Origin of the sequence: Pseudomonas citri (assembly GCF_025336485.1) — a bacterium.
Classification (GTDB): domain Bacteria; phylum Pseudomonadota; class Gammaproteobacteria; order Pseudomonadales; family Pseudomonadaceae; genus Aquipseudomonas; species Aquipseudomonas citri.
The window spans coordinates 127,199-153,583 of sequence record NZ_JAODAB010000009.1; the positions used below are offsets into that span (position 1 = coordinate 127,199).

The window sequence follows — 26,385 nt, forward strand, 5'->3', positions numbered from 1 at the left end:
CATGGAGTGTTATGGGAGAGCGATAGAGAAAGGCTGTAAATTCGATAGCCGGCTATTTTTCTACCATGGTCTACCCTCATTTCAGACGTCTGAAACAACGGGGGTATTCCATGCTCGCGCAACTTCCACCGGCCTTACAGAATCTGCATCTACCGCTTCGCCTAAGACTCTGGGACGGCCATGAATTCATGCTGGGGACCGACCCCAGCGTTACGATCGTGGTCAAGGACCCACAAATGGTCGCGCAATTCACCCGTCCCAGCCTGGATGCGCTCGGGGCGGCGTTCGTCGAAGGCAAACTGGAACTCGAAGGTCCGATCCACGAAGTCATACGCGTCTGCGACGAATGGAGCCAGGCGCTACTGAATGACGAAGACGATGTCTCGCCGGTGCGCTCGGTCCACGATAAGGAAACCGACGCCAAGGCGATTTCCTATCACTACGATCTGTCGAACGCTTTCTACCAACTGTGGCTCGACAGCGACATGGCTTACTCCTGCGCCTATTTCGAGACCGGTAGCGAAAGCCTTGAACAGGCCCAACAAGCCAAGTTTCGTCATCTGTGCCGCAAGCTGCGCCTGCAGCCCGGTGACTATCTGCTGGATGTGGGCTGTGGCTGGGGCGGCCTGGCGCGTTACGCCGCGCGGGAATTCGGTGCCAGGGTGTTCGGCATTACCCTGAGCCAGGAGCAACTGACGCTGGGGCGCGAACGCGTCAAGGCGCAAGGCCTGGAGGGGCAGATCGAGTTGCAATTGCTCGACTACAGGGACCTGCCCCAGGACGGTCGTTTCGACAAGGTGGTCAGCGTTGGCATGTTCGAGCACGTGGGTCACGCCAATCTGGCGCAGTACTGCAAAACCCTGTTTGGCGCCGTTCGCGCGGGTGGGTTGGTGATGAACCATGGCATTACCGCCAAGCACACCGACGGTCGCCCGGTGGGACGCGGTGCCGGCGAGTTCATCGAGAAGTATGTATTTCCCCACGGTGAACTACCGCACCTGTCGATGATCAGCGCGCACATCAGTGAAGCGGGCCTGGAGATTGTCGATGTCGAAAGCCTGCGCCTGCATTACGCGCGCACCTTGGATCATTGGAGCGAGCGCTTGGAGGACAACCTCGAGGCGGCCGCCAAGCAAGTGCCGGAGCAAGCCCTGCGGATCTGGCGCTTGTACCTGGCCGGTTGCGCCTATGCGTTCGCCAAGGGCTGGATCAACTTGCACCAGATCCTGGCGGTGAAGGCCCATGCCGACGGTAGCCATGAGTTGCCCTGGACCCGTGAGGATATCTACGTATCTTAGGCTCTGTACGAAAAGCCTAGGCTCGCATCGGTACTAGAGAATCGGTGAAATCAGCCGGGCAATCCGCATGCCGACTTTTTGCAGGCGGTGGGTTTCCCGGCTTTCCTGTTGGGCGATTTCGTGGGCCTGGTCGAAGTCGTTCTCCAGCATCTGCTCAACTTCGCTGGCGAACGCGATGTCCACGGCCAGCAGCATCACTTCGAAGTTCAGGCGGAACGAGCGGTTGTCCAGGTTGGCGCTGCCGATGGCGCTGATTTCCCGGTCGATCAGTACTACTTTCTGATGCAAGAACCCCGGCTCATAACGAAACACCCTCACACCGGCCCGCACCGCCTCGAACGCATACAGGCTGGACGCCGCGTAGACGACCTTGTGATCCGGCCGCGAGGGCAACAGGATGCGCACGTCCACACCGCGCAGCACCGCCAGGCGTAATGCGGCGAATACCGCTTCGTCGGGAATGAAATACGGCGTGGTGATCCAGATGCGTTCAGTGGCGGCGTGAATCGCTTCGACAAAAAACAACGAGCAGGTCTCGTAGGCATCGGCCGGCCCGCTGGCCAGCAACTGGCAGAGCACGCCGTCGTCCGGGTAGCGGTCGGGCAGGATCAGCGGCGGCAGGGAACGGGCCGCCCAGAACCAGTCCTCGGCAAACGACTCCTGCATGCTCGCCACCACAGGCCCGCGTACTTGCACATGGGTGTCGCGCCAGGGGGCCAAGGGCGGTCGCTCGCCCATGTACTCGTCGCCGACATTGTGCCCACCGACGAACCCCAGCACGCCGTCCACCACCACGATCTTGCGATGGTTGCGAAAGTTGACCTGGAAGCGGTTGAGCCAGCCGCTGCGAGTGGCGAAGGCTTTGACGTGGACGCCACCGTCGCGCAATGCCTGGACGTAGCGGTGGGGCAGGGAATGGCTGCCGATGCGGTCGTAGAGTAAATAGACCGACAATCCTTGCGCGGCTTTTTTCAGCAACAGTGTTTGCAGACGCTGGCCGATGCGGTCTTCGTGGATGATGAAAAACTGGACCAGCACCGCGTCCCGTGCCTGGTCGATGGCCTGGAAAATCGCCTCGAACGTGGCCTGGCCATTCACCAGCAGCCGGACCTGATTGTTCGCCAGGCACGGCGCACGTCCCAGTTTGGGCATGGCCCGTAACGAGGCGTAGGCCTGTGAGGCGCGGGCCGCGAGAGCCTCTTCGACCCAGGGGCGCCAGTTGAGATCGGAGATGGCCTTGCGCATTTCTTCGTTGGCCTCGCGGCGTGCCTTGATGTAGCCATCAAAGGTGCTGCGGCCAAAAACCAGGTAGGGAATCAGGGTCAGGTAGGGAATGAACACCAGCGACAGGGCCCAGGCGATCGAACCTTGGGCAGTTCGCACCGTCAGCACCGCGTGGATGGCGGCGATTGAACCGAGACTGTGGAGCAGCGCGATCAGGTAACCGAAGACATGGGGGCCGAAATAATCCATGGGGCACTTTTGCTCCTGAAATTTCAATGCTTAACAGACCATGTTCCATGGCGAATGTCGCCACATAATTCACTCATCGTAGCCCTGAACCGAAGCCCGCAGGCGGCGTCTAACGGCCACTTGTCCTCTGGAGTGTTTGCAATGAATGTTCGTCTGCTGGGTTTGGCCTTGGCGGTTGGTTTGTCGGCTTCTGGAGCTGCCCAGGCGCAAATGCTTCAACCGGGCTTGTGGGAGTTGACTACCAGCAACATGAAAGTCGACAACCAGAACTTGCCGGATCTGCAGCTGATCCTCGGCCAGTTGCAAACCCAGATGACCCCGGAACAACGAGCGATGCTCGAAAAACAGGGGATCACCATGGGTGGCAAGGGTATTCGGGTGTGCCTGACCCCTGCGCAGGTGCAAACCAATGACATCCCGCTGCAAGACCCGCAATCGGGTTGCAAACAGCAGATCACCGAGCGTACCGGCAATCAATGGAAGTTTCGCTTCAGCTGCCCTAAAGCCCAGGGTAATGGCGTCGCTACCTTCCAGAGTGATCGTGAGTTCACCACCAAGGTCAACGGCACGTTCAATGCCACCGGTATCCAGCAGAACGGCAGCCTGGATACCCGCGCCGTGTGGTTGGGGCAGGATTGTGGAACGGTCAAGCCGCGGGCTTGAGCCTCTTTTGGGGGGCGTGGCTTGGGTGTTATGGGAGCAAAGCTTGCTCGCGATGGCAGCGACCTGAACCGCCGTCATCACGAGTAAGCTCGATCAAGGCCGGCCCAGCGCCTCGTACAGCGTGTTGAGGTTGTACTCGAACAGGCCGGTAAAAGTGCTGGCAGGTCCACTGGCGGCGAGGGCGTCGGAGTACAACGTACCGCCAATGCGCGCGCCGCTTTCGTCGGCGATCTGCTTGAGCAGGCGCGCGTCCTTGATGTTCTCCATGAACACCGCTTTGACCTTCTCCTGCCGGATCTGGGTAATCAGCGCGGCGACTTCGGCGGCCGACGGTTCACGCTCGGTGGATAAACCCTGGGGCGCCATGAAGTCGATACCGTAGGCCTGGCCCAGGTAACCGAACGCATCATGGGACGTCACGATCTTTCGGTTCCCTGCCGGCAACGCGCTGAACTTGGCCTTGGCTTCGGCGAGCAAGCCATAGATCTTTTTCAGGTACGCCTGGCTATGACGTTCGTAGTCGGTTTTGTTGGCCGGATCGGCGGCCACCAGGGCCTTGGTGATGTTGCTGACATACAGCTCGGCATTCGCCAGGTTGTGCCAGGCGTGTGGATCGGGAACGGCTTGGCCATCCTCTTCCAGCGAGCGAGGGATCACGCCATGGCTGGCACTGATCACGGTGGCGTGGGTCTCGGTGCTGGTGACGAGGCGATCCAGCCACGGCTCGAAACCCAACCCATTCTTGATGATCAGTTTCGCCCGTAGCAGCGCCTTGGCGTCGTCCGGCGTCGGTTCGTAGGTGTGGGCGTCGGCGTCTGGTCCGACCATGTTGGTGATCTGAATATGGTCGCCGCCGATCTGCCGGGTCATGTCGGCGAGGATACTGAAGCTGGTCACCACCTGGAGCTTCTCGGCCGCGGACAAGGACATGGACAGCAGCAGACTGAACAGCACGAGCAAAACGCGCATCGGGAAACACCTCAAGAGGATGTGAGCAAAGGCGGGCGGCGCAGCAAGCCGTGCACTGGACCGCACACCACGGACGACAGGTACAACGCACCCGCCACCAGTACGATGGCCGGCCCGCTGGGCACTGAGAAATAGAAAGACAACAACAGGCCGAGCCATACCGAGACGCAACCGAACAGCGCCGCGACTGCCATCAAAACCGGTAGGCGTCGACTCCAGAATCGTGAAGCGGCCGCCGGTAGCATCATCAGGCCGACCACCATCAGCGCACCGATGGCTTGAAAGCCGATCACCAGGTTCAATACCACCAGGGTCAGGAACACCCCGTGGGCGATCGGCCCCAGTCGACTGACGGTTTGCAGGAACAGCGGATCCAGGGTGTCGAGCAGCAGTGGCCTGTAGATCAACGCCAAGGCAATCAGGCTGCCGGCTGAGACCCAGAGCATACCGATGAGCGTCGGGCCGTCCACCGCCAATGCGGAACCAAACAACAAGTGCAGCAGGTCCAGGCGTTTGCCGGCGATGCCCAGGATCAGCACGCCGGCCGCCAGCGAAATGGGGTAGATCGCAGCGAGGCTGGCATCTTCCCGCAGGCCGGTGCGCCGGGTGATCCAGGCCGCCAACCCGGCCATGCTCAAGCCTGCGCCCAAGCCGCCGAGAGTCAGGGCGGGAAGACTCAACCCGGCAAGCCAGAACCCCAGTGCGGCACCGGGCAGGATGCCATGGGCCACGGCGTCGCCGATCAGGCTCATGCGCCGCAAGATCAGAAACACCCCCAGCGGGGCGGTACTGCACGCCAACACCAAGCCACCGAGCAGGGCCCTACGCATGAAGGCGAATTCGTGAAAAGGCAGCCAGAGATGGGCGGCGGTGAGCATCAGGCCACCTGTGCGTGAGGTTGCTGGGTAATCAGCTCGACACTGCGGTTCAGTACGCAGCCGGTAGGACGAATCAGCAAGGTGTGGGGAATGTGTTGGCGCACCGCGGCCAGGTCGTGACACACCACTACCAGCGTCCGGCCTTCGGCATGCCAAGTGTGAATGTGTTTCCACAACAGTGCCTGGCCCTGTTCGTCGAGGGCCGCGTGGGGCTCGTCGAGCAACAACAGCGGGGCCTGGGCCAGACTCAGGCGAGCGAGCAAGGCGCGCTGCAGTTCGCCACCGGAGAGAGCCATCAGCGGTCGATGTTCCAGGCCGCCAAGGGCCCAGTCCTCCAGCACGGCTTGGAGTCGTGCACTGCGCTGGGCAGGTGTTTGGGCCTTGCCCCAAGCGCCGGCTGCCACCAGCTCTTGCAGGTTGATGGGGAATTGCCGATCCAGATGTTGCTGTTGCGGTAGGAATGAGACGCCGCCACGACGTGGAACATCTAGCACGACTTTGCCGGACAAGGGGTTTTGCAGCCCGGCGAGCACCTTCAACAAACTGCTTTTGCCCGCGCCGTTGGCGCCGACGATCGCCGTCAGGCTGCCTGCTGGTCGCTCCATATTCAGGGGCGGAGTGAGTGGCTGTCCGGGTGCACCCCAACGTAGGGCCTGGCAACTGATCATGATGCCTCCCGGTTCCAGCGGCTGTGCGCCACGGCATCGTGGGCATGCAGGCTTTCGGCGTGAACCACGTGTATCTCAAAAGCGGCGATGTCGGCTGAGCGCTTCAAGGCAATGTTCAATCGCCGAGCGGCGTCTTCACAGAACATCAGGTTTTGCCCATTGGCGAGGGCGAACGCTTGTTCATCGGCGCGTTTGACCGCGGTCTGGACGGCGGTGCCCAGGGCGGCTTCCGCTTCATTGATGAGCGACAGCAGGGGCAATTCGTCGACCTTGGCGTTCAATCGCACCTTCAGGTCGGCAGTGCTGCGTTGGCTATGGGGCGTGGCGACGATGCCTTTTGAAGAACCCAGCCAAGCGAGGATTTCGGCGTGCTCGAGCGGCTTGTTAGCGAAATCGTCCACGAACTGTTGCTGGATTAGCTGCCGGGAGAGGGCCGCTGAACAAGGACATGTGGAGGAATAAGCAATCTGGATCTGGAGTTCCACGTGGAACACTGTGTTGTTCAGGTTCGCTTTGATGCTCACTGGATAGCGTTTCCAACCGGCCAATGGACTGATCAGCGCCGGACGCTTCAACAACAGTTCGGTATGGATGTGCAGGGAAGCCGAACGAGACAGACCTTCATGACTCTCCAGGAATTGCTCCAGGACACACCGCAACAATCCCGGCGTAAGCGCCACGTTATCCAGCGCCTCCAATGCGAGGTACAAGCGTGACATGTGAATACCGCGTGCTTCGCCGTCGTCGAGACTGACGCCGGCATCGGCCAAAGCGGTCAGGCGTTGGCCATCAATGAATACCGGTATCGCGATTCCGTGCATGCCTACCCAGTCGAGAGGCAAGGCTTGCCGAGCTGCTTGTGCGGCAACGTCCGGCAGGGTTAACGCATTCATGATCAAGATCCGTCGGAAAGTGTCTACATGTTATACTATAACAATAAAACGGACCGCATCTGTTTCATGAATTGAATTTCATCCTCTCAGCTTTCGTTCCACGTGAAACATCAGCGAGAAAGTTGGCAGCCATTCAGGCGTCCACAGACAAAATTTCCAGCGCTTCCTCCTGAGCTGGAAAAACGATTGAGTGTCGTCCAGCCGACTCGGCGGCTGTATCCCACCCAAACTTCGCCGTTGGAAGCCACGCCGGTAAAGAACGTCAGCTGACCATAGCGACTGGTGGTTTGTGCCCAGGAGCGTCGATGGGCCGCTTCAAATCCTCGCAAGTAAATGACGCTTCCAGCCGTCACGACGCTGTAGGCGTTGCCTTGTTCGTCGGTGCAAGCAAGGAAATTGGCGCTGCGAGTGCAATTCGCCATGGACGCGTTTTGCGCTGAAACATCGGTTGCCGCTAACAGCCCCAGGGTTGCGAATAGGACTTTCAAAAGACGGTGCATTGAATGGATCTCAAACCTTTGGAGAAAAAGGGTCTGGTTGGATACAACTGTTATACTATAACATAAAAAACGCTGACCCTGACCCGAACCAAAGCGCGGACATCTACGCCGTCTGATGAGGATATACCCCATGCCCAATCGTCTTCCTGTCACCGTGCTTTCCGGCTTTCTCGGTGCCGGTAAAAGCACGTTGCTCAATTACGTCTTGCGCAATCGCGATCATCTGCGTGTCGCCGTGATCGTCAACGATATGAGCGAAATCAACATCGATGGCAGCGAAGTCCAGCGAGATGTCAGCCTGAGCCGTTCAGAAGAAAGGTTGGTGGAGATGAGCAACGGATGCATCTGCTGCACCCTGCGCGAGGACTTGCTGGAAGAAGTCAGCCAGCTCGCCAGGGAAGGCCGCTTCGACTATCTGCTCATCGAGTCCACCGGCATTTCCGAGCCGTTGCCGGTGGCGGAAACCTTCACGTTTCGCGATGAAGAGGGCCGCAGCCTGGCGGACATTGCACGACTCGACACGATGGTGACGGTGGTCGATGGCGTGAATTTCCTGGTGGATTATCAGGCGGCCGAAAGCCTCGCATCGCGGGGTGAAACCCTGGGTGAAGACGATGAACGCTCGATCACCGACTTGCTGATCGAGCAGATCGAGTTCGCCGACGTGATTCTAATCAGCAAGATTGACCTGATCAGTCGTGCCGAACGGGAGGAGTTGGTTGCGATTGTGCGGCGGCTTAACACTCGCGCGCAGATCCTCCCCATGAGCATGGGGCAGGTGCCGCTGGGGAAAATACTCGACACCGGTCTGTTTGATTTTGAACGCGCCGCTCAAGCGCCCGGTTGGCTGCAAGAATTGCGCGGCGAACACGTGCCTGAAACCGAAGAATATGGCATCGCGTCGACCGCCTATCGGGCACGTCGACCTTTCCATCCGCAACGCTTCTTCGATTTCATCGACCGGCCGTGGAGCCAGGGTCGGCTCCTGCGTTCGAAGGGCTTCTTCTGGCTGGCCAGCAAACCGGAAGAGGCGGGCAGTTGGTCCCAGGCCGGCGGCTTGATGAGGCACGGGTATGCCGGCCGCTGGTGGCGCTTCGTGCCGAAAAACCAATGGCCGCAGGATGAGCAAGACACCGCGGCCATCATGAAGAACTGGCTGCCCGCCACGGGCGATTGCCGCCAGGAGCTGGTTTTCATCGGCCAGAACCTGGATTTCGCCAAGCTTGCTGCCGAGTTGGATGCGTGCCTGCTCACCGACGCAGAAATGGCCCTGGGTGTCGAAGCGTGGCGACGGTTGGCTGATCCATTCGGCGCGTGGCATCACGAGGTCGCGGTGTGATGCTGGCGCCTTGTCTGGGACAAGCGGTGCCGGTTCGCCAGGTCCAGGGCGATACGCCACAGGTGCTCACGCAGATTCTGGAAGACGGCACCAACCTGGCTGTCTGGCAGCGGCAATTGCCTGCACACATCAGCGATTTTGCAACGATGGTGCTTTCGATGGAGCAATCTTTTGCCGAATCGCAGGTAGTGAATCTGCCGTCGGACGATGCGCTGCCGAACTTGCAAGGGCTTGCCGCGGGTTTCGGCGATCTACAAGGTTACGAAGGTTTCGTCGCCGATGTTGCCTGGCTGGTCGGCGCATTTGCCTGTCTGCTGGGGGCCCGACGTGTCGGCTTGCGCCTGCGCACGCTGGACCGGGCAATGTGCCCGCGCTTTCATGTCGATCATGTACCGGTGCGACTGCTGACGACCTATGCGGGCCCCGGCAGTGAGTGGCTGGAGGAGGGCGCCATGGACCGTCGATGCCTGGCCAGTGCCGAGGCGCAGCCCGATGAGCCGCGAATGATCCAGCAGTTGCGTCAGGCCGACGTGGGCTTGCTCAAGGGTGAGAAGTGGCACGGCAACGAAGGTTTCGGCCTGATTCACCGCTCGCCGGCATTGGCTCCGGGGGAACGTCGACTGATCCTCACGCTCGATTGGCTGGCCTAGGCTTTGTACGAAAAGTGCAAACCCTAAGGCTTGAGCCAGGTCCCCTGGCTTTGCCCTTCGCAGAAGGGTTGCAGGTAAGCGGCGTCGGTCGCCACGCCGTAGTAGTGAATGTCCTGGCGGTAAGGCATATTGGCGACTTGGGCATTACTGCAAATGCCGAACGCGCCGCCAGGGCATTGGTCAACGTATTGCACCTCGACCTTCTGCCCGGCAAGGCTGGGTTGGCAGAAGCCGTCGGCGAACAATTTTGGCGGAATGTTGCGGTTCTGCTGGCAGACTTTTACATCGAGCCGTTCTGCCTGGCTATGCACCACGCAGGCCTGGGCCAATACCTGGCTCGAAGCCAGCGCCAGTAACAGACAGCCAATCATCCGCATGTTCACCTCCATCGAAGTCGTCGCTATGTTGCAAGACATCCCCACCCATGTGATCGCCGGTCCTTTGGGCGCCGGCAAGACCAGCCTGATCAAGCATCTGCTGGCCCAGCGTCCAGTCAACGAGCGCTGGGCGGTACTGATCAACGAGTTTGGCCAGATCGGCCTGGATGCCGCCTTATTGACCCAGGCCGCCGATGGTATCGCACTGGGCGAAGTGGCCGGGGGCTGTTTGTGTTGCGTCAACGGTGCGCCCTTTCAGATCGGCTTGGGGCGTTTGTTGCGCAAGGCGCGCCCGGACCGGCTGTTTATCGAGCCTTCCGGCCTGGGCCATCCGGTGCAGTTACTGCGGCAGTTGAACGAGGCTCCGTGGCTTGGCGTATTGACGGTACAACCGTGCGTGATGGTGTTGGATGCCCAGGCGCTGGCAGGCGGCAAATCATTGCCCGATACGCAACGCCTCGCCCTCGCTCACGCCGGCTTACTGATATTGAACAAATCCAAGAACCTCACGGCCGCCGATCGGGAACGGGTGGCGGCGCAACTGCCGGGGTCGGTGCTGTATTGGACGGACCGCGCTGCGCTGCCGATCGAGCGATTGCCGGGCTTTGCCGCCCAGGGGCGTGGCGTTGTGGATAACCTGCTTGAACCCACGGTGGTGGGTCAGATACCGGCCATGTGGACCGACCCGACGTCGCCAATCTGCCTGTACCAGCAACTGGAAGGTGGCTGGAGTATCGGCTGGCGCTGGCACCCGAGCCAGCAGTTCGCACTGGCGGCGTTGGCTCGATGGCTAGGAGGTAGCGATTGGAAACGGGCCAAGATGGTTATCCACGGCGCCGATGGCTGGATGTCCGCCAATGCGCTGGAGGGCGAGGCCTTGCAATGGCAGGCCAGCGAATGGCGACAGGACTCGCGGATCGAATTGATCTTCGATGAACCGCAAGATGTCGAGGCCTTGCGAACCGGCCTGATGAGTTGCCGGTGCGTGTAGATCAGGCTTGTTTCAAGGCTTCCATTTGTTGTGTTCCTGGCGCCATTGGCTCAGTTCGATGACCTCCGCCCGATGTCTGCCCGGGACCGGTTCGATCGGTGTGGGTGGCGTTTCTTCGAACGGCATCGGGTAGGGCGCCAGTTCTATCTGTGCGCTGTGGGCACCGAACTGGGTGATGGTGCCGCTGTGGCGGGTCTCCCCCGTGACGGTGAACTCGAAATTGTAGATACGTGCCAGACGTCGTCGTCCACTGGCGTCTCTTACGAAACCGATTCTTTTCAGCGCCACATTGCCATCCAGCAACTCGATCTTGAGATTGGCGCAATGCTGCATGACCCTCGCCAGCGCTCGTTCGCGCAAGCCATGATTGTGCCACAGCCAGGCGCCGCCAGTAGCCAGCAGCATCAGCACGAAAATATTTCCAAGGGTCAGCATGAACGCAATGCTCCAACAAGTTGCTGCCAGCTTAACTGCCTCGCCGGTCTGTCGTACAGGCTGTGTTTAGTCGCATACTGCGTGGCTTGAATTTCAATGGCTTTATGGAAACTGCCAGCATGAAACGTACGCCTCATCTGCTTGCCATCCAGTCTCACGTGGTGTTCGGCCATGCTGGCAACAGCGCCGCCGTGTTTGCGATGCAGCGGGCCGGGGTGAACGTCTGGCCGCTCAATACCGTGCAGTATTCCAATCACACCCAGTATGGCCAATGGGCCGGCGAGGTGTTCGCGCCGCAGCAGATACCGGCCTTGGTCGAGGGGATCGCGGCGATCGGCGAGTTGGGTAACTGCGATGCCGTGCTGTCCGGTTACCTGGGCAGCGCGGCCCAGGGCCGGGCGATCCTGACGGGCGTGGCGCGGATCAAGGCCGCCAACCCCAAGGCGTTGTATTTGTGTGACCCGGTCATGGGGCATCCGGAAAAGGGCTGCATCGTGGCGCCCGAAGTGAGCGATTTCCTGCTGGAAGAAGCCGCCGCGGTAGCGGACCTGCTGTGCCCGAACCAGCTGGAACTGGACAGTTTCGCTGGACGCAAGGCGCAGTCGCTGTTCGACTGCCTGGCGATGGCCCGTGGGCTATTGGCTCGCGGGCCGAAGGCGGTACTGGTCAAGCACCTGGTGTATCCGGGCAAGCCTGAAGACAGCTTCGAAATGCTGTTGGTAACCGCCGATGGCAACTGGCACCTGCGCCGTCCGCTGCTGGCGTTTCCTCGTCAGCCGGTAGGCGTGGGTGACCTCACGTCGGGCTTGTTCCTGGCGCGGATACTGCTGGGGGATAGCCTGGTGGCGGCCATGGAATTCACCGCCTCGGCAGTACACGAAGTGCTGCTGGAAACCCAGGCCTGTGCCAGCTATGAGCTCGAACTGGTTCGCGCCCAAGACCGTATCGCTCATCCGCGGGTGCGGTTCGAGGCGGTGCCGATCAACTTTTGATCAAGGCCCGTCCGCCTTGATTTCCTGGTAACGCTTTTCCAGTTCCTGACGAATCTGCCGACGCTGCTGGGCTTGTTCGTAGCGGCGCTTCGCTTCGCTGTTCTGCGGTTGCAACGGCGGGACGGCCGCGGGTTTGCGCTGGTCGTCCACCGCGACCATGGTGAAAAAGCAGCTGTTTGTGTGGCGTACCGAGCGCTCGCGAATGTTTTCGGTCACGACTTTGATGCCCACTTCCATCGACGTGTTGCCGGTGTAGTTCACCGAGGCCAGGAAGGTCACCAATTCGCCCACGTGAACAGGCTCACGGAAAATCACCTGGTCAACCGACAGGGTTACCACGTAGCGCCCTGCATATCGGCTGGCACAGGCGTAGGCGACTTCGTCGAGGTACTTGAGCAGGGTGCCGCCATGGACATTGCCAGAGAAGTTGGCCATATCAGGGGTCATCAACACCGTCATCGACAGCTGGGCGTTTCCGGGTTCCATAACGTACTCACGATTCAAGGCAATGGTTGAAGGAGTTCGCCTCTGCGGGCGCTGGCAAGGTTTTACAAACCACCGATATCGGGACGCTGCGCCTGTGGCTGCCGTCACGCTTCGCTGGATCTGTTTCCATATATTGCACCGTCTTTTTGTCGGAAGTCGCGGTGTTACCCTTCAAAGGCCCGCTGTGAGGGCATTTCCTACAAGGAAAACCGACTTATCCACTCCGGTATGAGTCCTTTGAAACGGGAGCCTCCTCATGCATGCCATCAGTTTCATTCAGGACCTGGCGATCATCATGATGGCGGCGGGGCTGGTGACCATACTCTTTCATCGCCTCAAGCAACCCGTGGTGCTGGGTTATATCGTCGCCGGCTTCCTGATCGGCCCGCATACGCCGCCGTTCGGTTTCATTCACGACGAGGACACGATCAAGACCCTCGCCGAGCTCGGGGTGATTTTCCTGATGTTCTGCCTGGGCCTGGAGTTCAGCCTACGCAAGTTGTTCAAGGTCGGTGCCACTGCCTTCATCGCGGCTTTCCTCGAAATCGTGCTGATGATCTGGATCGGCTACGAAATCGGTCGCTGGTTCGACTGGAGCACCATGGATTCGCTCTTCCTCGGTGCCATCCTGGCCATCTCGTCGACCACCATCATCGTCAAGGCGCTCAATGACCTGAAGATGAAGAACGAGCGCTTTGCGCAGCTGATTTTCGGTGTATTGATCGTCGAGGACATCCTGGGCATCGGCATCATCGCCTTGCTGTCGAGCATTGCCGTCAGCGGCACGGTGAGCTCCGGCGAAGTCTTTTCCACCGTGGGCAAGTTGTCTCTGTTCATGATTGTCGCCCTGGTCATTGGCATTTTGCTGGTGCCGAGGTTGCTGGCTTACGTGGCGAAATTCGAAAGCAACGAGATGTTGCTGATTACCGTGCTGGGCCTGTGCTTCGGTTTTTGCCTGTTGGTGGTGAAGCTGGAATACAGCATGGTCCTGGGGGCCTTCCTGATCGGCGCAATCATGGCTGAGTCGCGGCAGCTGCTGCGCATCGAGCGGCTGGTGGAGCCGGTGCGTGACTTGTTCAGCGCGATTTTCTTCGTGGCGATCGGCCTGATGCTGGATCCGGCCATATTGCTGCAATACGCTTGGCCGATTGCCGTGATCACTGCCGCGGTCGTGCTCGGCAAGATGTTGTCCTGCGGGCTCGGCGCCTTTATCGCCGGCAATGACGGACGCACCTCGCTACGCGTTGGGATGGGGCTTTCGCAGATTGGCGAATTCTCTTTCATCATCGCGGCGTTGGGGATGACCTTGCAGGTCACCAGTGATTTCCTCTATCCGGTGGCGGTCGCAGTCTCGGTGTTGACCACCTTGCTGACGCCCTACCTGATTCGGGCCGCCGACCCCTTGTCCGTCAAGTTGGCGGCTGTGATGCCACAGCGGCTGGCACGGGTGCTGGGGATGTATGGTGAATGGTTGCGCAACATCCAGCCCCAAGGCGAAGGGGCGTTGCTGGCTTCAATGATCAGGCGGATCTTGTTGCAGGTGGGGGTAAACCTGGCCCTGGTCGTGGCCATTTTTGTCTCGGGCGGTTTCTTCGCCGAGCGGATGTCGGCTTACCTGCAGGTGTGGATCAGCGACCCGAGCTGGCAGAAAGCGTTGATTTGGGGCGCTGCGCTGTTGCTGTCTCTACCGTTCCTGATTGCCGCCTATCGCAAGCTCAAGGCGCTGTCGATGCTGCTGGCGGAGATGGGCGTGAAGCCGGAAATGGCGGGCCGGCACACTCAGCGCGTGCGTCGGATCATTGCCGAAGTGATCCCGATCTTGTCGCTGCTGGTGATTTTCCTGCTGTTGGCAGCCTTGTCGGCCAGTATCTTGCCGACCAACAAGTTGTTGGTGTTGATTGCCCTGGTCGCGACCACCGTCGCGGCGTTGCTCTGGCGCTGGTTTGTCCGCCTGCATACGCGGATGCAGGTGGCCCTGCTCGAAACCCTGGACAACCACAAGGAATCCTCAGGACATTGACCTGCAACGGCGTCAACGAATCAGCTTTCCAGCCAGACGTCCCGAGCCCAATGCCAGACGGATTCCCAGGTTTCTTCGGCGATCAGTTCGTCTTCGGCTTGCCACAGCACCACGGTGCCGTCTTCTTCGACGCAATAGTAATCGTCGCCGTCCTGGCAGATCGGGATCAGGCTGCGATCGACACCGGCATCCCAGGCATTGGCGGCCACGTCCGGCAGGTAGGTGTGAGACTGCGGATCGGTGACGGTCACCGGTTCCAGGCTGCCATAGACGACATCGCTGACGGTCAGCAAGAACTCCCGGAACACGAACGGAATGTCGATGAACAGCTGTTCTTCGATCTCTACCAGCAAATCTTCGTCGGGCAATTCCAGTGGAACCGGTACGGGTTCGTTGGCTTCACGCAATTGTTCGATGATTTCTTCCACGTCCGGGGATCCTCTCTTTCTCGATGGCGCGGTTTTACATGGAGCGGTTTATACAGTAGCTCGCCATAGATGCAACCGCGAAAAATAGAAAACCCCGGCCGGGGCCGGGGTTCTCTTATTTCAACCTGTAAAACGGGCAAAGGTTCAGCCGTTCTGACGGATACCGGCCACCAGCCAAGGCTGGTCGTTGCCCTGGGCGCGTTCCATGTTCCAGCTTTCGCTGAACGCTTCGCCCTTGTCGAAGCGAGAGTCCTTCGACACACCGCTGAAGGTCAGGGTGGCGACGGTCTTGTCGGCACGATCGTCGACGCCGTCCAGTTGCACGTGCAGATTGTCGATGTAGGTGGATTGGAAGCCATCACCCAGGTCGGCTCGTTCGCGCTTGAGGAACTCCAGCAATTGCGGGGTCACGAATTCGGCGATCTTGTCCATTTCGTTCGCGTCCCAATGTTGCTGCAAGGACATGAAGTGGTTGCGTGCGGCTTCGATGAAGCGTTGCTCGTTGAACCAGGCCGGCGCATTGATGACCGGACGGGACGCCACAGGCGCTGCCGAGCCACCGAAGATCGAACCGCTGGCGGGCTGCTGGTTGAACACTTCACGTTGCATCGGCGCGCCGGCCGGAGCGAACTGCTCCTGCTGCTTGCGACGACGGGCGGCAAAGAAGCGGAAGGCCAGGAAGGCGATGACCGCCATGATCAGGATGTCGAAGAACTGCATACCCTGGAAGCCATCGCCCATGAACATGGAGGCGAGCAAGCCACCGGCGGCGATGCCGGCCAGAGGGCCGAGCCAGCGCGAAGCACCGCTGGCCTTGGTGGCGGCGCCAGCAGCGCCGGCTGCGCCCGCGGTTGCCGCCGTGGAGCCGGCAGCCGAGGACGGCGCCATCTGGCTGGTCTGGTGAGTCGGGGCTGCGCCCGAGCTTTTACCACCGCCAAAGCGCTTGGCGGCATTGGCGTCGATGGCCATCGTCAGGCCGATGCACAGGGCCATGGCGATGCTAAGAAAACGTTTCATATAAAGGCATTCCCATTTGTGGATAGCACGCGCGCCATGTTGCACAGCGGAATGGATGCTGGCTAGCGTGAGAGTGTTTCGGGCTTTTGCGCGACAGCTTAGGTTCAGCTTGGCAACGCAAGGAGGCTTGTTCGCCTTGGGTTGTAGGAAAAGGAATTAAGTTCGGTCGGAAACTAGTGTGGGTGGGGAGCGATACCTGTGGGAGCAAGGCTTGCCCGCGACAGCGATCGGTCTGACGCATCTATGCCGAATGTGCCATCGTCGCGCGGGCAAGCCATGCTCCCACAACAAGCTGTGCTTGCGAAATGTCTAGATTGCCTCGAGCTTGGCATACCCCAGCATCAACCACTTGCTGCCTTCGCTGAAGTTCACCTGGACCCTGGCCTGCGCTCCCGCGCCTTCGAAGTTGAGGATCACCCCGTCGCCGAATACCGAATGCCGCACGGCCTGGCCCAGGCTGAAGCCGGTGTCCGGGATGTCGCTGCCGCCGAACAGGCTGCTGGTGCTCTGCGCCTGGCCACCACCGAAGGGGCGGCTGACGCTGTTGGACAGCCGCACTTCCTGGATCAGGCCCTTCGGCACTTCGCGTACGAAGCGTGAGACTTTGTTGTAGGTCTCGCTGCCATACAGGCGTCGGGTTTCGGCGTAGGTCAGCACCAGGTTCTGCATGGCACGGGTGATGCCGACGTAGGCCAGGCGCCGTTCTTCTTCCAGACGCCCCGGCTCTTCCAGGCTCATCTTGTGGGGGAACAGGCCTTCTTCCATGCCAACGAGGAACACATAGGGGAATTCCAGGCCTTTGGCGCTGTGGAGCGTCATTAGCTGGATGCTGTCTTCGTGTTCGTCGGCCTGGGTATCGCCGGCTTCCAGGGAGGCGTGGCCGAGGAAGGCCGACAAGGGGGACAGCTCGGCGTCTTCTTCCGTGCGTTCGAAGTTACGCGCGGCGCTGACCAGTTCCTCGAGGTTTTCCACCCGGGCCTGGCCTTTCTCGCCTTTTTCCGCCTCGTGGTAGGCGATCAGGCCGGACTGCTCGATGACTGTTTGGGTCATCAAGTGCAGCGGCATGTCCGCGCACTTGGTCGCCAGGTCTTCAATCAGGTCCATGAAGGCCTTCAGGGCACCGCCAGCGCGCCCGGTCACGCCTTTGTTGACGACCAACTGACGCATGGCTTCCCACATGGAGACATGGCTGTGGCGGGCGTGATCGCGAATCGCCTCGACGGTTTTTTCGCCGATGCCCCGCGTCGGAACGTTGATCACCCGCTCCAGGGCGGCATCGTTGCCGCGTCCTTCAATCAGGCGCAGGTACGCCATGGCGTTCTTGATTTCAGCCCGTTCGAAGAAGCGCTGGCCGCCATAGATGCGATAGGGGATACGTTCGCGCAGCAACGCTTCTTCCAACACCCGCGACTGGGCGTTGGAGCGGTACAGGATGGCGATGTCGCTGCGAGCCAGGCCGGTTTTCAGCGCATTCTCGATGGTTTCCACCACGTAGCGGGCTTCGTCGTGTTCGTTGAACGCGGCATAAAGGTTGATCGCTTCGCCTTCGTTGCCGTCAGTCCATAGCTCTTTGCCCAGGCGCCCGGTGTTATGCGCGATCAGGGCGTTGGCGGCCTTGAGGATGCCGGCGGTGGAGCGATAGTTCTGCTCCAGGCGAATGACCTCGGCGTCTGGGAAATCTGCCGAGTACTGATGGATGTTCTCGATCTTGGCGCCGCGCCAGCCGTAGATCGACTGGTCGTCGTCGCCCACCACCATCAGGCTGTCGCCGCCCTTGGCCAGCAGGCGCAGCCAGGCATATTGCACGGCGTTGGTGTCCTGGAATTCGTCTACCAACACGTGCCGGAAGCGCCTCTGATAATGCTCCAACAGGCCGGGGTGGTCGCGCCACAGGTCCAGTGCACGCAATAACAGCTCGGAAAAGTCGATGACCCCGGCACGCTGGCAGGCTGCTTCATAGGCTTCATAGATGCTGCGCATGGTCGCCAGGAACAGATCGCCGCTGGCCTGGATGTGCTGCGGGCGCAGGCCTTCGTCTTTCTGGCCGTTGATGAACCATTGCGCCTGGCGGGCCGGCCAGCGCTGTTCGTCCAGGCCCAGCTCGCGGATCACCCGCTTGACCAGGCGCTGCTGGTCGTCGCTGTCGAGGATCTGGAACGTCTGGCTCAGGCCGGCTTCCTGCCAGTGGGCCCGTAATAAACGGTGGGCCAGGCCGTGGAATGTCCCCACCCACATGCCGGCCGGGTTGATCCCCATCAGCTGTTCGATGCGATGGCGCATCTCTGCAGCGGCCTTGTTGGTGAAGGTCACCGACAGGATCGAGTGCGGCGAGGCGTTCTCGACCTGGATCAACCAGGCGATACGGTGCACAAGCACTCGGGTTTTACCGGAACCGGCGCCGGCCAGGACCAACTGACGCCCCACGGAGGCGGCTACGGCCTGGCGTTGGGCATCGTTGAGGGAATTCAGCAGAAGGGAGAGATCATCGCGCATTGGGGCATTCTAGGGTGCGGCGCCACACCGGGCAAACCAAGCTTTGCGCCAATCGATAAAAGACCGGGCCGGGATGACCGGCGGGTCATAGGCTGCAAGCATTGGTGACGGGCGCCTATGGGACTTGTGACCCAATGAAATAGCGATGTTTTCCACATTTTTATGAGCTACGACAGTGTGGGATGGCTCGCGGCTTGTGTATGCTCGTGCACGTTTCGGGTTCTCTATGTTCCCCCTGAATAAAAACAAGAACAGCGCCTATGACCATCAATTCCGATCTGGCGGGCCCCTGTGTGGAGCCACGGATCATCTACAAGCAGTACGCCACGGAAATGGCGGTCGAACGCACAAGGCTTCTGTATCAGGGCTCGCTGCTGCCCACACTCTTCATGCTGGTCAACGGCTTGGTCTGCGCTGCGCTGCTGTGGGGGCCGTCGCGCTATTTCGTGGTCAGTGTCTGGCTGGTTTGGCTGCTGTCCCTGGTGGCGTTGCGAGTGATCCAGGTGGCCGCCTTCGATTCGGCGATCCCCAGCCGCCAGGCGCATCCTGTCTGGCGGCGCATGTTTCTGCTCGGCTCGGCCATGACCGGCCTGACGCTGGCCGGGGCGGGCATCGCCTTGGTGCCGGCCGACAGTTTCGAGCAACAGGCCTGGGTCTTCGGGCTGATCGGTGCGGCCACGTTGTCGGCCAGTGTGGCTTATGCCGTGAGCCTGCCGGCGTTCCTGTCCTTTACCTTGCCCTGTCTGTTGCCGGCCATTGGGTACTTGCTGTGGGGCGGGGATGAACAACTGCGCGGGTGGGGCTGGCTGGGCCTGGTGGTGTTGGTTTCGTTGAGTGTCGTGGCCTGGCAGGTCAATCGATTGATACAAAATGGCTTGCTGCGACGGTTCCAGAACCAGGCGCTGATCGAGCATTTGCAGCGGACACAAACCCACAGTGCGCAACTCAACGAGGCGTTGGCTCGCGAAGTCGAACAACGTCGTCATGTCGAGGAGCAACTGCGCGCCGCCCAGATTGGCCTGGAGGCCCGCGTCGCACAGCGCAACCTGGAGCTGGAAGCGGCCAGTCAGGCCCTGGGCAAAAGCGAAGCGCGCCTGGCCCTGGCCCTCAAGGCCAGCGAGCTGGGTTTATGGGACTGGAACCTGCAAACCGACGAAGTCCACCACACGCATCTCAAGGAATTGTTCGGCCTGGAGCCCGAGTACGTCACGGCGATGCTCAGCCATCTCACGCCGCGGCTGCATCCCCAGGACCTGCCCGCCCTCAAGCGTGCCCTCGTCGAACACCTCAAGGGGCGCAGCGAGGATTACCAGATCGAGTACCGCTTGCGTCACGGTGATGGCCACTGGGTCTGGATCGAGGACCGTGGGCGGGCGGTGGAGCGCAGTCCCAGCGGTCGGGTGCTGCGCATGGTTGGCACCCGGCGGGACATCAGCGCCAGTAAAGAACTCCAGCAGCAACGACAGTTGGCGGCCACGGTATTCGAGGCGGCCAGCGAAGGGATCGTGATTTTCGACCCCAACTACGCGTTGCTCGCCGCCAACCAGGCCTTCACCCGCATCACCGGTTTCAATATCGACGACATGCTGGGGCGCAACGTCGTCGACTTGCCGTGCAGTCGCGATGCGCGCCGGCATTACCCGATCATCCGCCAGGCGCTCAAGGAGCACGGCACCTGGCAAGGCGAATTGGTGGAAGCCCGCGCCAATGGCGAACTGTATCCGCAGTGGCTGCAATTGAACGTTGTTCGCGATTTGCGAGGTAATGTCAGCCATGTGGTGGGCTTCTTCGCCGATCTTTCGGCTCGTCGTGAATCCGAAGAGCGAATGCGCTACCTCTCCCATTACGACGAACTGACCGGGCTGGCGAACCGCGCGTTGTTCCGCGAACGGTTGCACGAGGCCTACCAGCGGGTGCGCCAGGGTGGCCGACGCAGCCTGGCGCTGCTGCACATCGACCTGGATCGCTTCAAGCTGCTGAACGAGAGCCTTGGTCATGACATCGCCGACCAATTGTTGCAAAAGGTCGCCCGCCGCCTGATCAACGCGTTGCCCGAGGCCAACACCATTGCGCGGTTGTCCGGCGATGAGTTCGGGGTGCTGTTCGATGCCTACGGCAACCTGTCGAGCCTGGCACGGGTGGCGACCCGGCTTGCGGCCAAGCTGCGCGTGCCGTTGACCATCGAGGGCCATGAGCTGGTGGTGAGCGCCTCGATCGGCATCAGCCTGTTGCCGGACAACACACGGGAAGTGTCCACACTGGTCAGCCAGGCGAACATGGCCATGCAACATGCCAAGCACCTGGGGGGCAACAATTTCCAGTTTTATACCGACAGCCTCCAGGCCAGTACTCTGGAACGCCTGCAGTTGGAGAATCAACTGCGCAAGGCTCTCGAAGAGCAACAGCTGAAGGTTTTCTACCAGCCCAAGTTGTGTCTGGCGACCGGGCGTCTGAACGCCGCCGAGGCGCTGGTGCGTTGGGATCATCCGGTCATGGGCCAGGTTCCACCGGGGGATTTCATCGGTCTGGCCGAAGAGACCGGGTTGATCGGGTCGATTGGCGAGTTCGTATTGCGCCAGGCGTGTTGGCAGGCCTGCGAGTGGCAGCGCCGGGGACTGGCGCCCATCCGGGTGTCGGTCAACCTGTCGGTGCACCAGTTGCGCCAGGGCAAGCTGGTCAGCCTGGTGCGGCAAGTGTTGGAAGAAACCGGCCTGGCGCCTCAATACCTGGAGCTGGAACTGACCGAGAGTCAGTTGCTCGACAGCGTCGAGCACATCATTGTCACTTTCCAACAGTTGCGTGGTCTCGGGGTGAAACTGGCGATCGATGACTTTGGCACTGGTTATTCGTCCTTGAGCTACCTCAAGCGTATCCCGGTGGACTACGTGAAGATCGACCAGGCGTTCATACGTGGGTTGGAGGAAGGGGGTGAGGATGCGGCGATTACCCGGGCAATCATTGCGATGGCCCATGGGTTGTCACTCAAGGTGGTCGCCGAAGGTGTCGAGCGCCAGGAGCAGCTTGAGTTTCTGACCGTTGAACATTGCGACGAAGTCCAGGGCTACCTCATCAGCCGGCCGCTGGAGGCCGAAGGACTGGCCAGCCTGCTGCGCGGGCAGTGCCTGGAATGAGCCTTGCGTCGGTGGCCACACCCTCTGGTACCGACGCAAGGTGTGTCTGGATTAATGCGTAATCAGAACTTCATCGATATGGTGAATAAGCTCATCATCGAAGAAGATGCTGACGCCTGTAACATTTGACTCGCCGAGTACTTTGTATTCGACATGTTTTTGCGTAATAACTTGCAGTGCGACTTCGTCACTTTGTTCGAGAACGAGATCCAGGCGCAAGTCGAAAGATTTGTCCTGCTTGGCACTAAGAACCAACTTTGGCGTGATGCCGCTGTTCGATACTTCTACTGTTCCGTGGGTGCGGAAAGACGCTGCACCGGGCATCCGGTCGATTTGTGCGGTCCAATCCCTGGTCTTGATGGTCATGTTGGATAACTCCTGTAGTTGAAATTGAATTGCGTCCTGCGTGGCTAATATAAGTAGGTGAAGTTTTTTAGGAAAGGGTTCAAGTGTGGGGATTTGAAAGCGATTGTGTGTTTTTCGTTTGGTCGGGTTAATAGGGGCGCTGCAACTTCATATTGTATTTGACAAGTGTTCGTGCAATAGAAAGCAGCCCACTTCAAGCGCGATGACTTTTAATCCTGGCTGATCTTGCATGGATTAAATATTTCGTCACGATCGATGTTCCTTGCATGAGTAGGAGCTGTCCGTACGGAGGCGGGTATGTTGCGGGTGCCCTGGAACCATGGGTTTCGGCTCTCGCGTCATGGCTTCCCAAGTGGCTACATGGCGTGTTCCCCGCCAAAACAAGGCGTAGCGGGTCCATTCAGTTACGTATTGGGCAGGCAAAAAGCCAATTCTTGTAGTATAACTACAAGACTGCTACATCCCGGCACCTGCCCATAACAAGAGTCCAGCGCCTTGAACCTGTTGCAACACATCGCCCAGTCACGCCACCTGCTGCGCAAGTCGGAGCTGAAAGTCGCCGATCACGTCCTGCTTGATCCCGCGGCCGTGATGCACAGTTCCATGGCCGATCTTGCCCACAGCGTCGGCATCAGCGAACCGACCATCGTGCGTTTCTGCCGGGCCATCGGTTGCTCGGGCTTCCAGGACCTGAAACTCAAGTTGGCGCAAAGCCTGGCGGCCGGGGCAAGTTTCGGCCAGTTCGCGATCCATGAGGACGACTCGGTCGCGGACTACAGCCTGAAGATCTTCGACACCACCCTGCACACCCTGATGGAAGTTCGCGAGAAACTGGACCCGGTGGCGTTGCAAAAAGCTGTCACGGCGATGTCCCAGGCGCAGCGGGTCGAGTTCTACGGCTTTGGTGCCTCGGGCGCGGTGGCCGCCGATGCGCAGCATAAGTTCTTTCGCTTGCTGCTCACGGCGGCGGCTTATTCCGACCCACATATGCAGGCAATGTCGGCGGTCACGCTGAAACCCACCGATGTGGCGATCTGCATCTCCCAGTCAGGACGTTCCAAGGATCTGCTGATCACTGCCAACCTGGTGCGCGAAAGTGGCGCCTCGTTGATCACCTTGTGCCCGAGCCAGACCCCGCTGGCCGAACTCTCGACCGTGAACCTGGCCATCGACGTGCACGAGGACACCGAGATCTACACCCCGCTGACCTCGCGTATCGCCCATCTGGTGGTGATCGATGTGCTGGCGATGGGGGTTGCGATGGCGCGCGGGCCGAGCCTGGTCAACCACCTCAAGAGCGTGAAGCGCAGCCTGCGCAGTTTGCGACTGTCGCCCAAGTCGGTGAAGGCGTTGGATGATTGAAGCTAGGCTCTGTACGAAAAGTCTTGAGACGAAGGTCAGGCAAGGCGAAAACAGCCGAGCAAGCGCAGTGTACTGGAGTACATGAGCATTGCGAGGCTGTTTTCAACGCAGCATGAACGAGTATCAAGGCTTTTCGTACAGAGCCTAGCAACATTCACCGTTCTGTAATGCACACGCCGCCAAACCGTCATCGCGCACCGTCATCGTGAAACTCCCGTATACGTCTTGGGAGTCTCGACATGACCCAGTCCTACGAAGAGCGTAGCGCCGTCAAAACCCGTCGTCAGCAGGAAGATCAGCGCCGCATGGCGTTTCGTCGTGCGATCGAAGACCGTTGTGAGCAGCGCCAGCTCATGGTCGAAATCAGCGATTTTCCTGACGCCGCAGAATTCAATTACTGGCAGGTATCGCCACTGGTTTCCCGTCGAAACGCTCAACCAGGCCACTGATCTGGGCGCGTTCGCCGCGCACGAACGTCAGGAAGGCGTGAGCCACCGGTGACAAGCGTTTCGCCCTGGCTTGCACCAGGCACCAACTGCGGTACAGCGGCAGCTCTTCCACTGGCAACTCGACGAGTGCGCCAGACGACAATTCCCGGCTCACGGCGTGGCGCGTCAACAGCGCCACGCCCAATCCGGCGACCACGCACTCGCGCTGAGCCTCCGCCGATGCCACTTCCAGCGTCTGGGTGAAATGCACCCGTTTCTCCTTGAAGTATTCCTCACAAGCCAGTCGCGTACCCGAGCCCGGTTCGCGCAGCAGCAGCGTGTAGGGTTCCAGGTCCTGCAAGCGCAACGGGCCCATGTGACACAGCGGATGATCCGGTGGCGCCACGGCGACGATCGGATTGTTCAGGAACGGCAGGAATTCCAGGCCCATCTCCTGGGGCACCATGGACATGATCACCAGGTCATCCCGGTTGTCCGAGAGCCGGCGAATGACCTGGCTGCGGTTGACCACCGTGAGGCTCAGGTTGACCTCCGGATGCTGGCGTTTGAACGCGGCGAACAGGTGTGGCACGAAATACTTGGCGCTGGATTCCACTGCCAGTTTCAGTTGACCTTGCAGCGAACCCTGCATGTCCGAGAGCTGCATGTCGAGGTTTTCCAGGCGTCCGAAGATATCCCGGCTGGCCCGTTGCAGGGCTTCGGCGGCCTCGGTCATGTAGAGTTTCTTGCCGACATACTCGAACAGCGGCTGGCCGATCAGCTCTTCCAAGGATCGAATCTGTAGGCTCACGGCCGGTTGTGTGAGAGACATTTCGTCGGCTGCACGACTGTAGGACCGGAGGTCGCACACCTCGTTGAAAATCTGCAATTGACGCAATGTCATACGCATCAATGACTTACGCATTTTTTGTACATCCTCGGCCGAGACAGACAGGATGACTATAAGTTTTTATTTATGCACATCCCAATAATTATTCATTTTTGTTAATCAACACGTGGGACTAGTGTGGAGTTGCGACCGGTTGTTACATCCGGTCACGTATCGGCCTGACTCCAGGCCGTGGGATCACCGGCTCAAGGGAACCTCCAATTGATAAAAAAGATCCTGATCGCCAACCGTGGTGAGATTGCCGTACGAATCGTGCGCGCTTGCGCCGAGATGGGCATTCGCTCGGTCGCGGTCTATTCCGACGCGGACCGGCATGCCTTGCATGTCAAGCGCGCGGATGAGGCCCACAGCATCGGTGCCGATCCGCTGGCCGGCTATCTCAACCCACGCAAGCTGGTGAACCTGGCCGTGGAAACCGGCTGTGATGCCTTGCACCCTGGTTATGGCTTTTTGTCGGAAAACGCCGAATTGGCGGACATCTGCGCCGAACGTGGGATCAAATTCATAGGCCCGGCGGCGGAAGTCATTCGTCGCATGGGCGACAAGACCGAAGCGCGCCGCAGCATGATCAAGGCCGGCGTGCCGGTCACGCCGGGCACCGAGGGCAACGTATCGGGGATCGAAGAAGCCCTGAGCGAAGGCGACCGCATCGGTTACCCGGTCATGCTCAAGGCCACGTCCGGTGGTGGTGGCCGCGGCATCCGTCGTTGCAACAGCCGCGAAGAGCTCGAACAGGCTTTCCCGCGGGTGATCTCCGAAGCCACCAAGGCGTTCGGTTCGGCGGAAGTGTTCCTGGAAAAATGCATCGTCAATCCCAAGCACATCGAAGCACAGATCCTGGGCGACAGTTTCGGCAACGTCGTGCACCTGTTCGAGCGTGACTGCTCGATCCAGCGCCGCAACCAGAAACTGATCGAAATCGCCCCGAGCCCGCAGCTCACCCCCGAACAGCGCGCCTACATCGGCGACCTGTCGGTGCGCGCCGCCAAGGCGGTGGGTTACGAGAACGCTGGTACCGTGGAGTTCCTGCTCGCCGAAGGCGAGGTGTACTTCATGGAGATGAACACCCGGGTGCAGGTGGAACACACCATCACCGAAGAAATCACCGGTATCGACATCGTTCGCGAACAGATCCGCATCGCCTCTGGGTTGCCGTTGTCGGTCAAGCAGGAAGACATCCAGCACCGTGGTTTTGCGTTGCAGTTCCGCATCAACGCCGAGGACCCGAAAAACAACTTCCTGCCCAGCTTCGGCAAGATCACCCGTTACTACGCCCCCGGCGGACCGGGTGTGCGCACCGACACGGCGATCTACACCGGCTACACCATCCCGCCGTTCTACGACTCGATGTGCCTGAAACTGGTGGTCTGGGCGTTGACCTGGGAAGAAGCCATGGACCGTGGTCTGCGCGCCCTGGATGACATGCGCTTGCAGGGGGTCAAGACCACTGCCGCGTATTACCAGGAAATCCTGCGCAACCCGGAATTCCGTAGCGGCCAGTTCAATACCAGCTTCGTTGAAAGCCACCCTGAACTGACCAACTACTCGATCAAGCGCAAACCCGAAGAGCTGGCCCTGGCCATCGCCGCCGCCATTGCCGCCCACGCAGGCCTGTAAG

General features: G+C 60.1%; 25 protein-coding genes. 11 read left to right on the forward strand and 14 right to left on the reverse strand.

All coding sequences use genetic code 11. From position 1 onward, the window contains the following. Nucleotides 1-110: 110 nt before the first annotated feature. The gene (gene cfaB, locus N4Q37_RS12980; RefSeq protein ID WP_260958396.1) at nucleotides 111-1,298 is read left to right on the forward strand and encodes a C17 cyclopropane fatty acid synthase CfaB; all 1,188 of its coding nucleotides are present in this window, start codon (nucleotides 111-113) and stop codon (nucleotides 1,296-1,298) included. Between the two features lie 33 nt (nucleotides 1,299-1,331). Here cfaB and cls read toward each other — a convergent pair whose 3' ends face one another. After that, nucleotides 1,332-2,771, reverse strand: a complete 1,440-nt coding sequence (gene cls, locus N4Q37_RS12985) for a cardiolipin synthase (RefSeq protein WP_260958397.1) — start codon at nucleotides 2,769-2,771, stop codon at nucleotides 1,332-1,334. Between the two features lie 141 nt (nucleotides 2,772-2,912). Between cls and N4Q37_RS12990 the strand changes: the two genes are divergently transcribed. Further along, nucleotides 2,913-3,434: a DUF3617 domain-containing protein gene (locus N4Q37_RS12990; protein ID WP_260958398.1), complete on the forward strand. Its 522-nt coding sequence runs from the start codon at nucleotides 2,913-2,915 to the stop codon at nucleotides 3,432-3,434. 93 nt (nucleotides 3,435-3,527) lie between these two features. Here N4Q37_RS12990 and N4Q37_RS12995 read toward each other — a convergent pair whose 3' ends face one another. The 5 genes from N4Q37_RS12995 to N4Q37_RS13015 form a co-directional block, all read right to left on the reverse strand. Further along, entirely contained in the window at nucleotides 3,528-4,403 is an 876-nt protein-coding gene (locus N4Q37_RS12995) for a metal ABC transporter substrate-binding protein (RefSeq protein ID WP_260958399.1), read from the reverse strand. An 11-nt stretch (nucleotides 4,404-4,414) separates the two neighbouring features. Beyond that, nucleotides 4,415-5,281 (reverse strand): metal ABC transporter permease, encoded by an 867-nt coding sequence (locus tag N4Q37_RS13000; RefSeq protein ID WP_260958400.1) that lies wholly within the window; start codon nucleotides 5,279-5,281, stop codon nucleotides 4,415-4,417. After that, nucleotides 5,281-5,949 carry a metal ABC transporter ATP-binding protein gene (locus tag N4Q37_RS13005; RefSeq protein WP_260958401.1) on the reverse strand — a complete coding sequence of 223 codons (669 nt, stop codon included), beginning with the start codon at nucleotides 5,947-5,949 and terminating at the stop codon, nucleotides 5,281-5,283. The genes N4Q37_RS13000 and N4Q37_RS13005 overlap by 1 nt, the downstream gene beginning before the upstream one ends. Next, nucleotides 5,946-6,842: a GTP cyclohydrolase FolE2 gene (gene folE2 / locus N4Q37_RS13010; RefSeq protein ID WP_260958402.1), complete on the reverse strand. Its 897-nt coding sequence runs from the start codon at nucleotides 6,840-6,842 to the stop codon at nucleotides 5,946-5,948. The genes N4Q37_RS13005 and folE2 overlap by 4 nt, the downstream gene beginning before the upstream one ends. A gap of 110 nt (nucleotides 6,843-6,952) precedes the next feature. Next, complete coding sequence (locus N4Q37_RS13015) at nucleotides 6,953-7,342, reverse strand: glutamine synthetase (RefSeq protein ID WP_260958403.1); 390 nt, start codon at nucleotides 7,340-7,342, stop codon at nucleotides 6,953-6,955. 130 nt (nucleotides 7,343-7,472) lie between these two features. On the opposite strand from N4Q37_RS13015, the gene zigA reads away from it, so the two are divergent. Then, complete coding sequence (gene zigA, locus N4Q37_RS13020) at nucleotides 7,473-8,681, forward strand: zinc metallochaperone GTPase ZigA (protein ID WP_260958404.1); 1,209 nt, start codon at nucleotides 7,473-7,475, stop codon at nucleotides 8,679-8,681. Next, on the forward strand, nucleotides 8,681-9,331 hold the full coding sequence (locus N4Q37_RS13025; protein WP_260958405.1) for a DUF1826 domain-containing protein: 651 nt from the start codon (nucleotides 8,681-8,683) through the stop codon (nucleotides 9,329-9,331). The genes zigA and N4Q37_RS13025 overlap by 1 nt, the downstream gene beginning before the upstream one ends. Before the next feature lie 23 nt (nucleotides 9,332-9,354). Here N4Q37_RS13025 and N4Q37_RS13030 read toward each other — a convergent pair whose 3' ends face one another. Next, a complete protein-coding gene (locus N4Q37_RS13030; protein ID WP_260958406.1) occupies nucleotides 9,355-9,708 on the reverse strand; it encodes an NADH:ubiquinone oxidoreductase in 354 nt (117 codons plus the stop codon). A gap of 25 nt (nucleotides 9,709-9,733) precedes the next feature. Between N4Q37_RS13030 and N4Q37_RS13035 the strand changes: the two genes are divergently transcribed. Beyond that, nucleotides 9,734-10,699, forward strand: a complete 966-nt coding sequence (locus tag N4Q37_RS13035; RefSeq protein ID WP_260958468.1) for a CobW family GTP-binding protein — start codon at nucleotides 9,734-9,736, stop codon at nucleotides 10,697-10,699. Nucleotides 10,700-10,711: 12 nt separating this feature from the next. On the opposite strand, the gene N4Q37_RS13040 is transcribed toward N4Q37_RS13035, so the two are convergent. Continuing rightward, nucleotides 10,712-11,134, reverse strand: a complete 423-nt coding sequence (locus tag N4Q37_RS13040) for a DUF3301 domain-containing protein (RefSeq protein ID WP_260958407.1) — start codon at nucleotides 11,132-11,134, stop codon at nucleotides 10,712-10,714. A gap of 119 nt (nucleotides 11,135-11,253) precedes the next feature. Between N4Q37_RS13040 and pdxY the strand changes: the two genes are divergently transcribed. Beyond that, on the forward strand, nucleotides 11,254-12,126 hold the full coding sequence (pdxY, locus tag N4Q37_RS13045) for a pyridoxal kinase PdxY (protein ID WP_260958408.1): 873 nt from the start codon (nucleotides 11,254-11,256) through the stop codon (nucleotides 12,124-12,126). Here pdxY and N4Q37_RS13050 read toward each other — a convergent pair whose 3' ends face one another. Continuing rightward, complete coding sequence (locus N4Q37_RS13050; RefSeq protein ID WP_260958409.1) at nucleotides 12,127-12,612, reverse strand: acyl-CoA thioesterase; 486 nt, start codon at nucleotides 12,610-12,612, stop codon at nucleotides 12,127-12,129. It abuts the gene before it with no gap. Nucleotides 12,613-12,868: 256 nt separating this feature from the next. Here N4Q37_RS13050 and N4Q37_RS13055 point away from each other — a divergent pair, with 256 nt between their 5' ends. Further along, a complete protein-coding gene (locus N4Q37_RS13055; RefSeq protein WP_260958410.1) occupies nucleotides 12,869-14,632 on the forward strand; it encodes a cation:proton antiporter in 1,764 nt (587 codons plus the stop codon). 20 nt (nucleotides 14,633-14,652) lie between these two features. On the opposite strand, the gene N4Q37_RS13060 is transcribed toward N4Q37_RS13055, so the two are convergent. The 3 genes from N4Q37_RS13060 to uvrD form a co-directional block, all read right to left on the reverse strand. Further along, nucleotides 14,653-15,060 (reverse strand): SMI1/KNR4 family protein, encoded by a 408-nt coding sequence (locus tag N4Q37_RS13060; protein WP_260958411.1) that lies wholly within the window; start codon nucleotides 15,058-15,060, stop codon nucleotides 14,653-14,655. Nucleotides 15,061-15,204: 144 nt separating this feature from the next. Further along, on the reverse strand, nucleotides 15,205-16,077 hold the full coding sequence (locus N4Q37_RS13065) for a Tim44 domain-containing protein (protein ID WP_260958412.1): 873 nt from the start codon (nucleotides 16,075-16,077) through the stop codon (nucleotides 15,205-15,207). A gap of 309 nt (nucleotides 16,078-16,386) precedes the next feature. Beyond that, complete coding sequence (gene uvrD, locus N4Q37_RS13070; RefSeq protein ID WP_260958413.1) at nucleotides 16,387-18,570, reverse strand: DNA helicase II; 2,184 nt, start codon at nucleotides 18,568-18,570, stop codon at nucleotides 16,387-16,389. 260 nt (nucleotides 18,571-18,830) lie between these two features. Here uvrD and N4Q37_RS13075 point away from each other — a divergent pair, with 260 nt between their 5' ends. Next, nucleotides 18,831-21,701, forward strand: a complete 2,871-nt coding sequence (locus N4Q37_RS13075; RefSeq protein ID WP_260958414.1) for an EAL domain-containing protein — start codon at nucleotides 18,831-18,833, stop codon at nucleotides 21,699-21,701. A gap of 51 nt (nucleotides 21,702-21,752) precedes the next feature. Here N4Q37_RS13075 and N4Q37_RS13080 read toward each other — a convergent pair whose 3' ends face one another. Beyond that, a complete protein-coding gene (locus N4Q37_RS13080; protein ID WP_260958415.1) occupies nucleotides 21,753-22,067 on the reverse strand; it encodes a hypothetical protein in 315 nt (104 codons plus the stop codon). A gap of 495 nt (nucleotides 22,068-22,562) precedes the next feature. Between N4Q37_RS13080 and hexR the strand changes: the two genes are divergently transcribed. Both hexR and N4Q37_RS13090 read left to right on the forward strand, forming a co-directional pair. Next, complete coding sequence (gene hexR / locus N4Q37_RS13085; RefSeq protein WP_003187110.1) at nucleotides 22,563-23,429, forward strand: transcriptional regulator HexR; 867 nt, start codon at nucleotides 22,563-22,565, stop codon at nucleotides 23,427-23,429. A gap of 239 nt (nucleotides 23,430-23,668) precedes the next feature. Beyond that, entirely contained in the window at nucleotides 23,669-23,878 is a 210-nt protein-coding gene (locus N4Q37_RS13090) for a PA3496 family putative envelope integrity protein (protein ID WP_260958416.1), read from the forward strand. Here the strand turns inward: N4Q37_RS13090 and N4Q37_RS13095 are convergent. Further along, entirely contained in the window at nucleotides 23,820-24,782 is a 963-nt protein-coding gene (locus tag N4Q37_RS13095; protein ID WP_313958323.1) for a LysR family transcriptional regulator, read from the reverse strand. The genes N4Q37_RS13090 and N4Q37_RS13095 overlap by 59 nt on opposite strands. 186 nt (nucleotides 24,783-24,968) lie before the next feature. On the opposite strand from N4Q37_RS13095, the gene N4Q37_RS13100 reads away from it, so the two are divergent. After that, nucleotides 24,969-26,384, forward strand: a complete 1,416-nt coding sequence (locus tag N4Q37_RS13100) for an acetyl-CoA carboxylase biotin carboxylase subunit (protein WP_260958417.1) — start codon at nucleotides 24,969-24,971, stop codon at nucleotides 26,382-26,384. Nucleotide 26,385 lies beyond the last annotated feature (1 nt).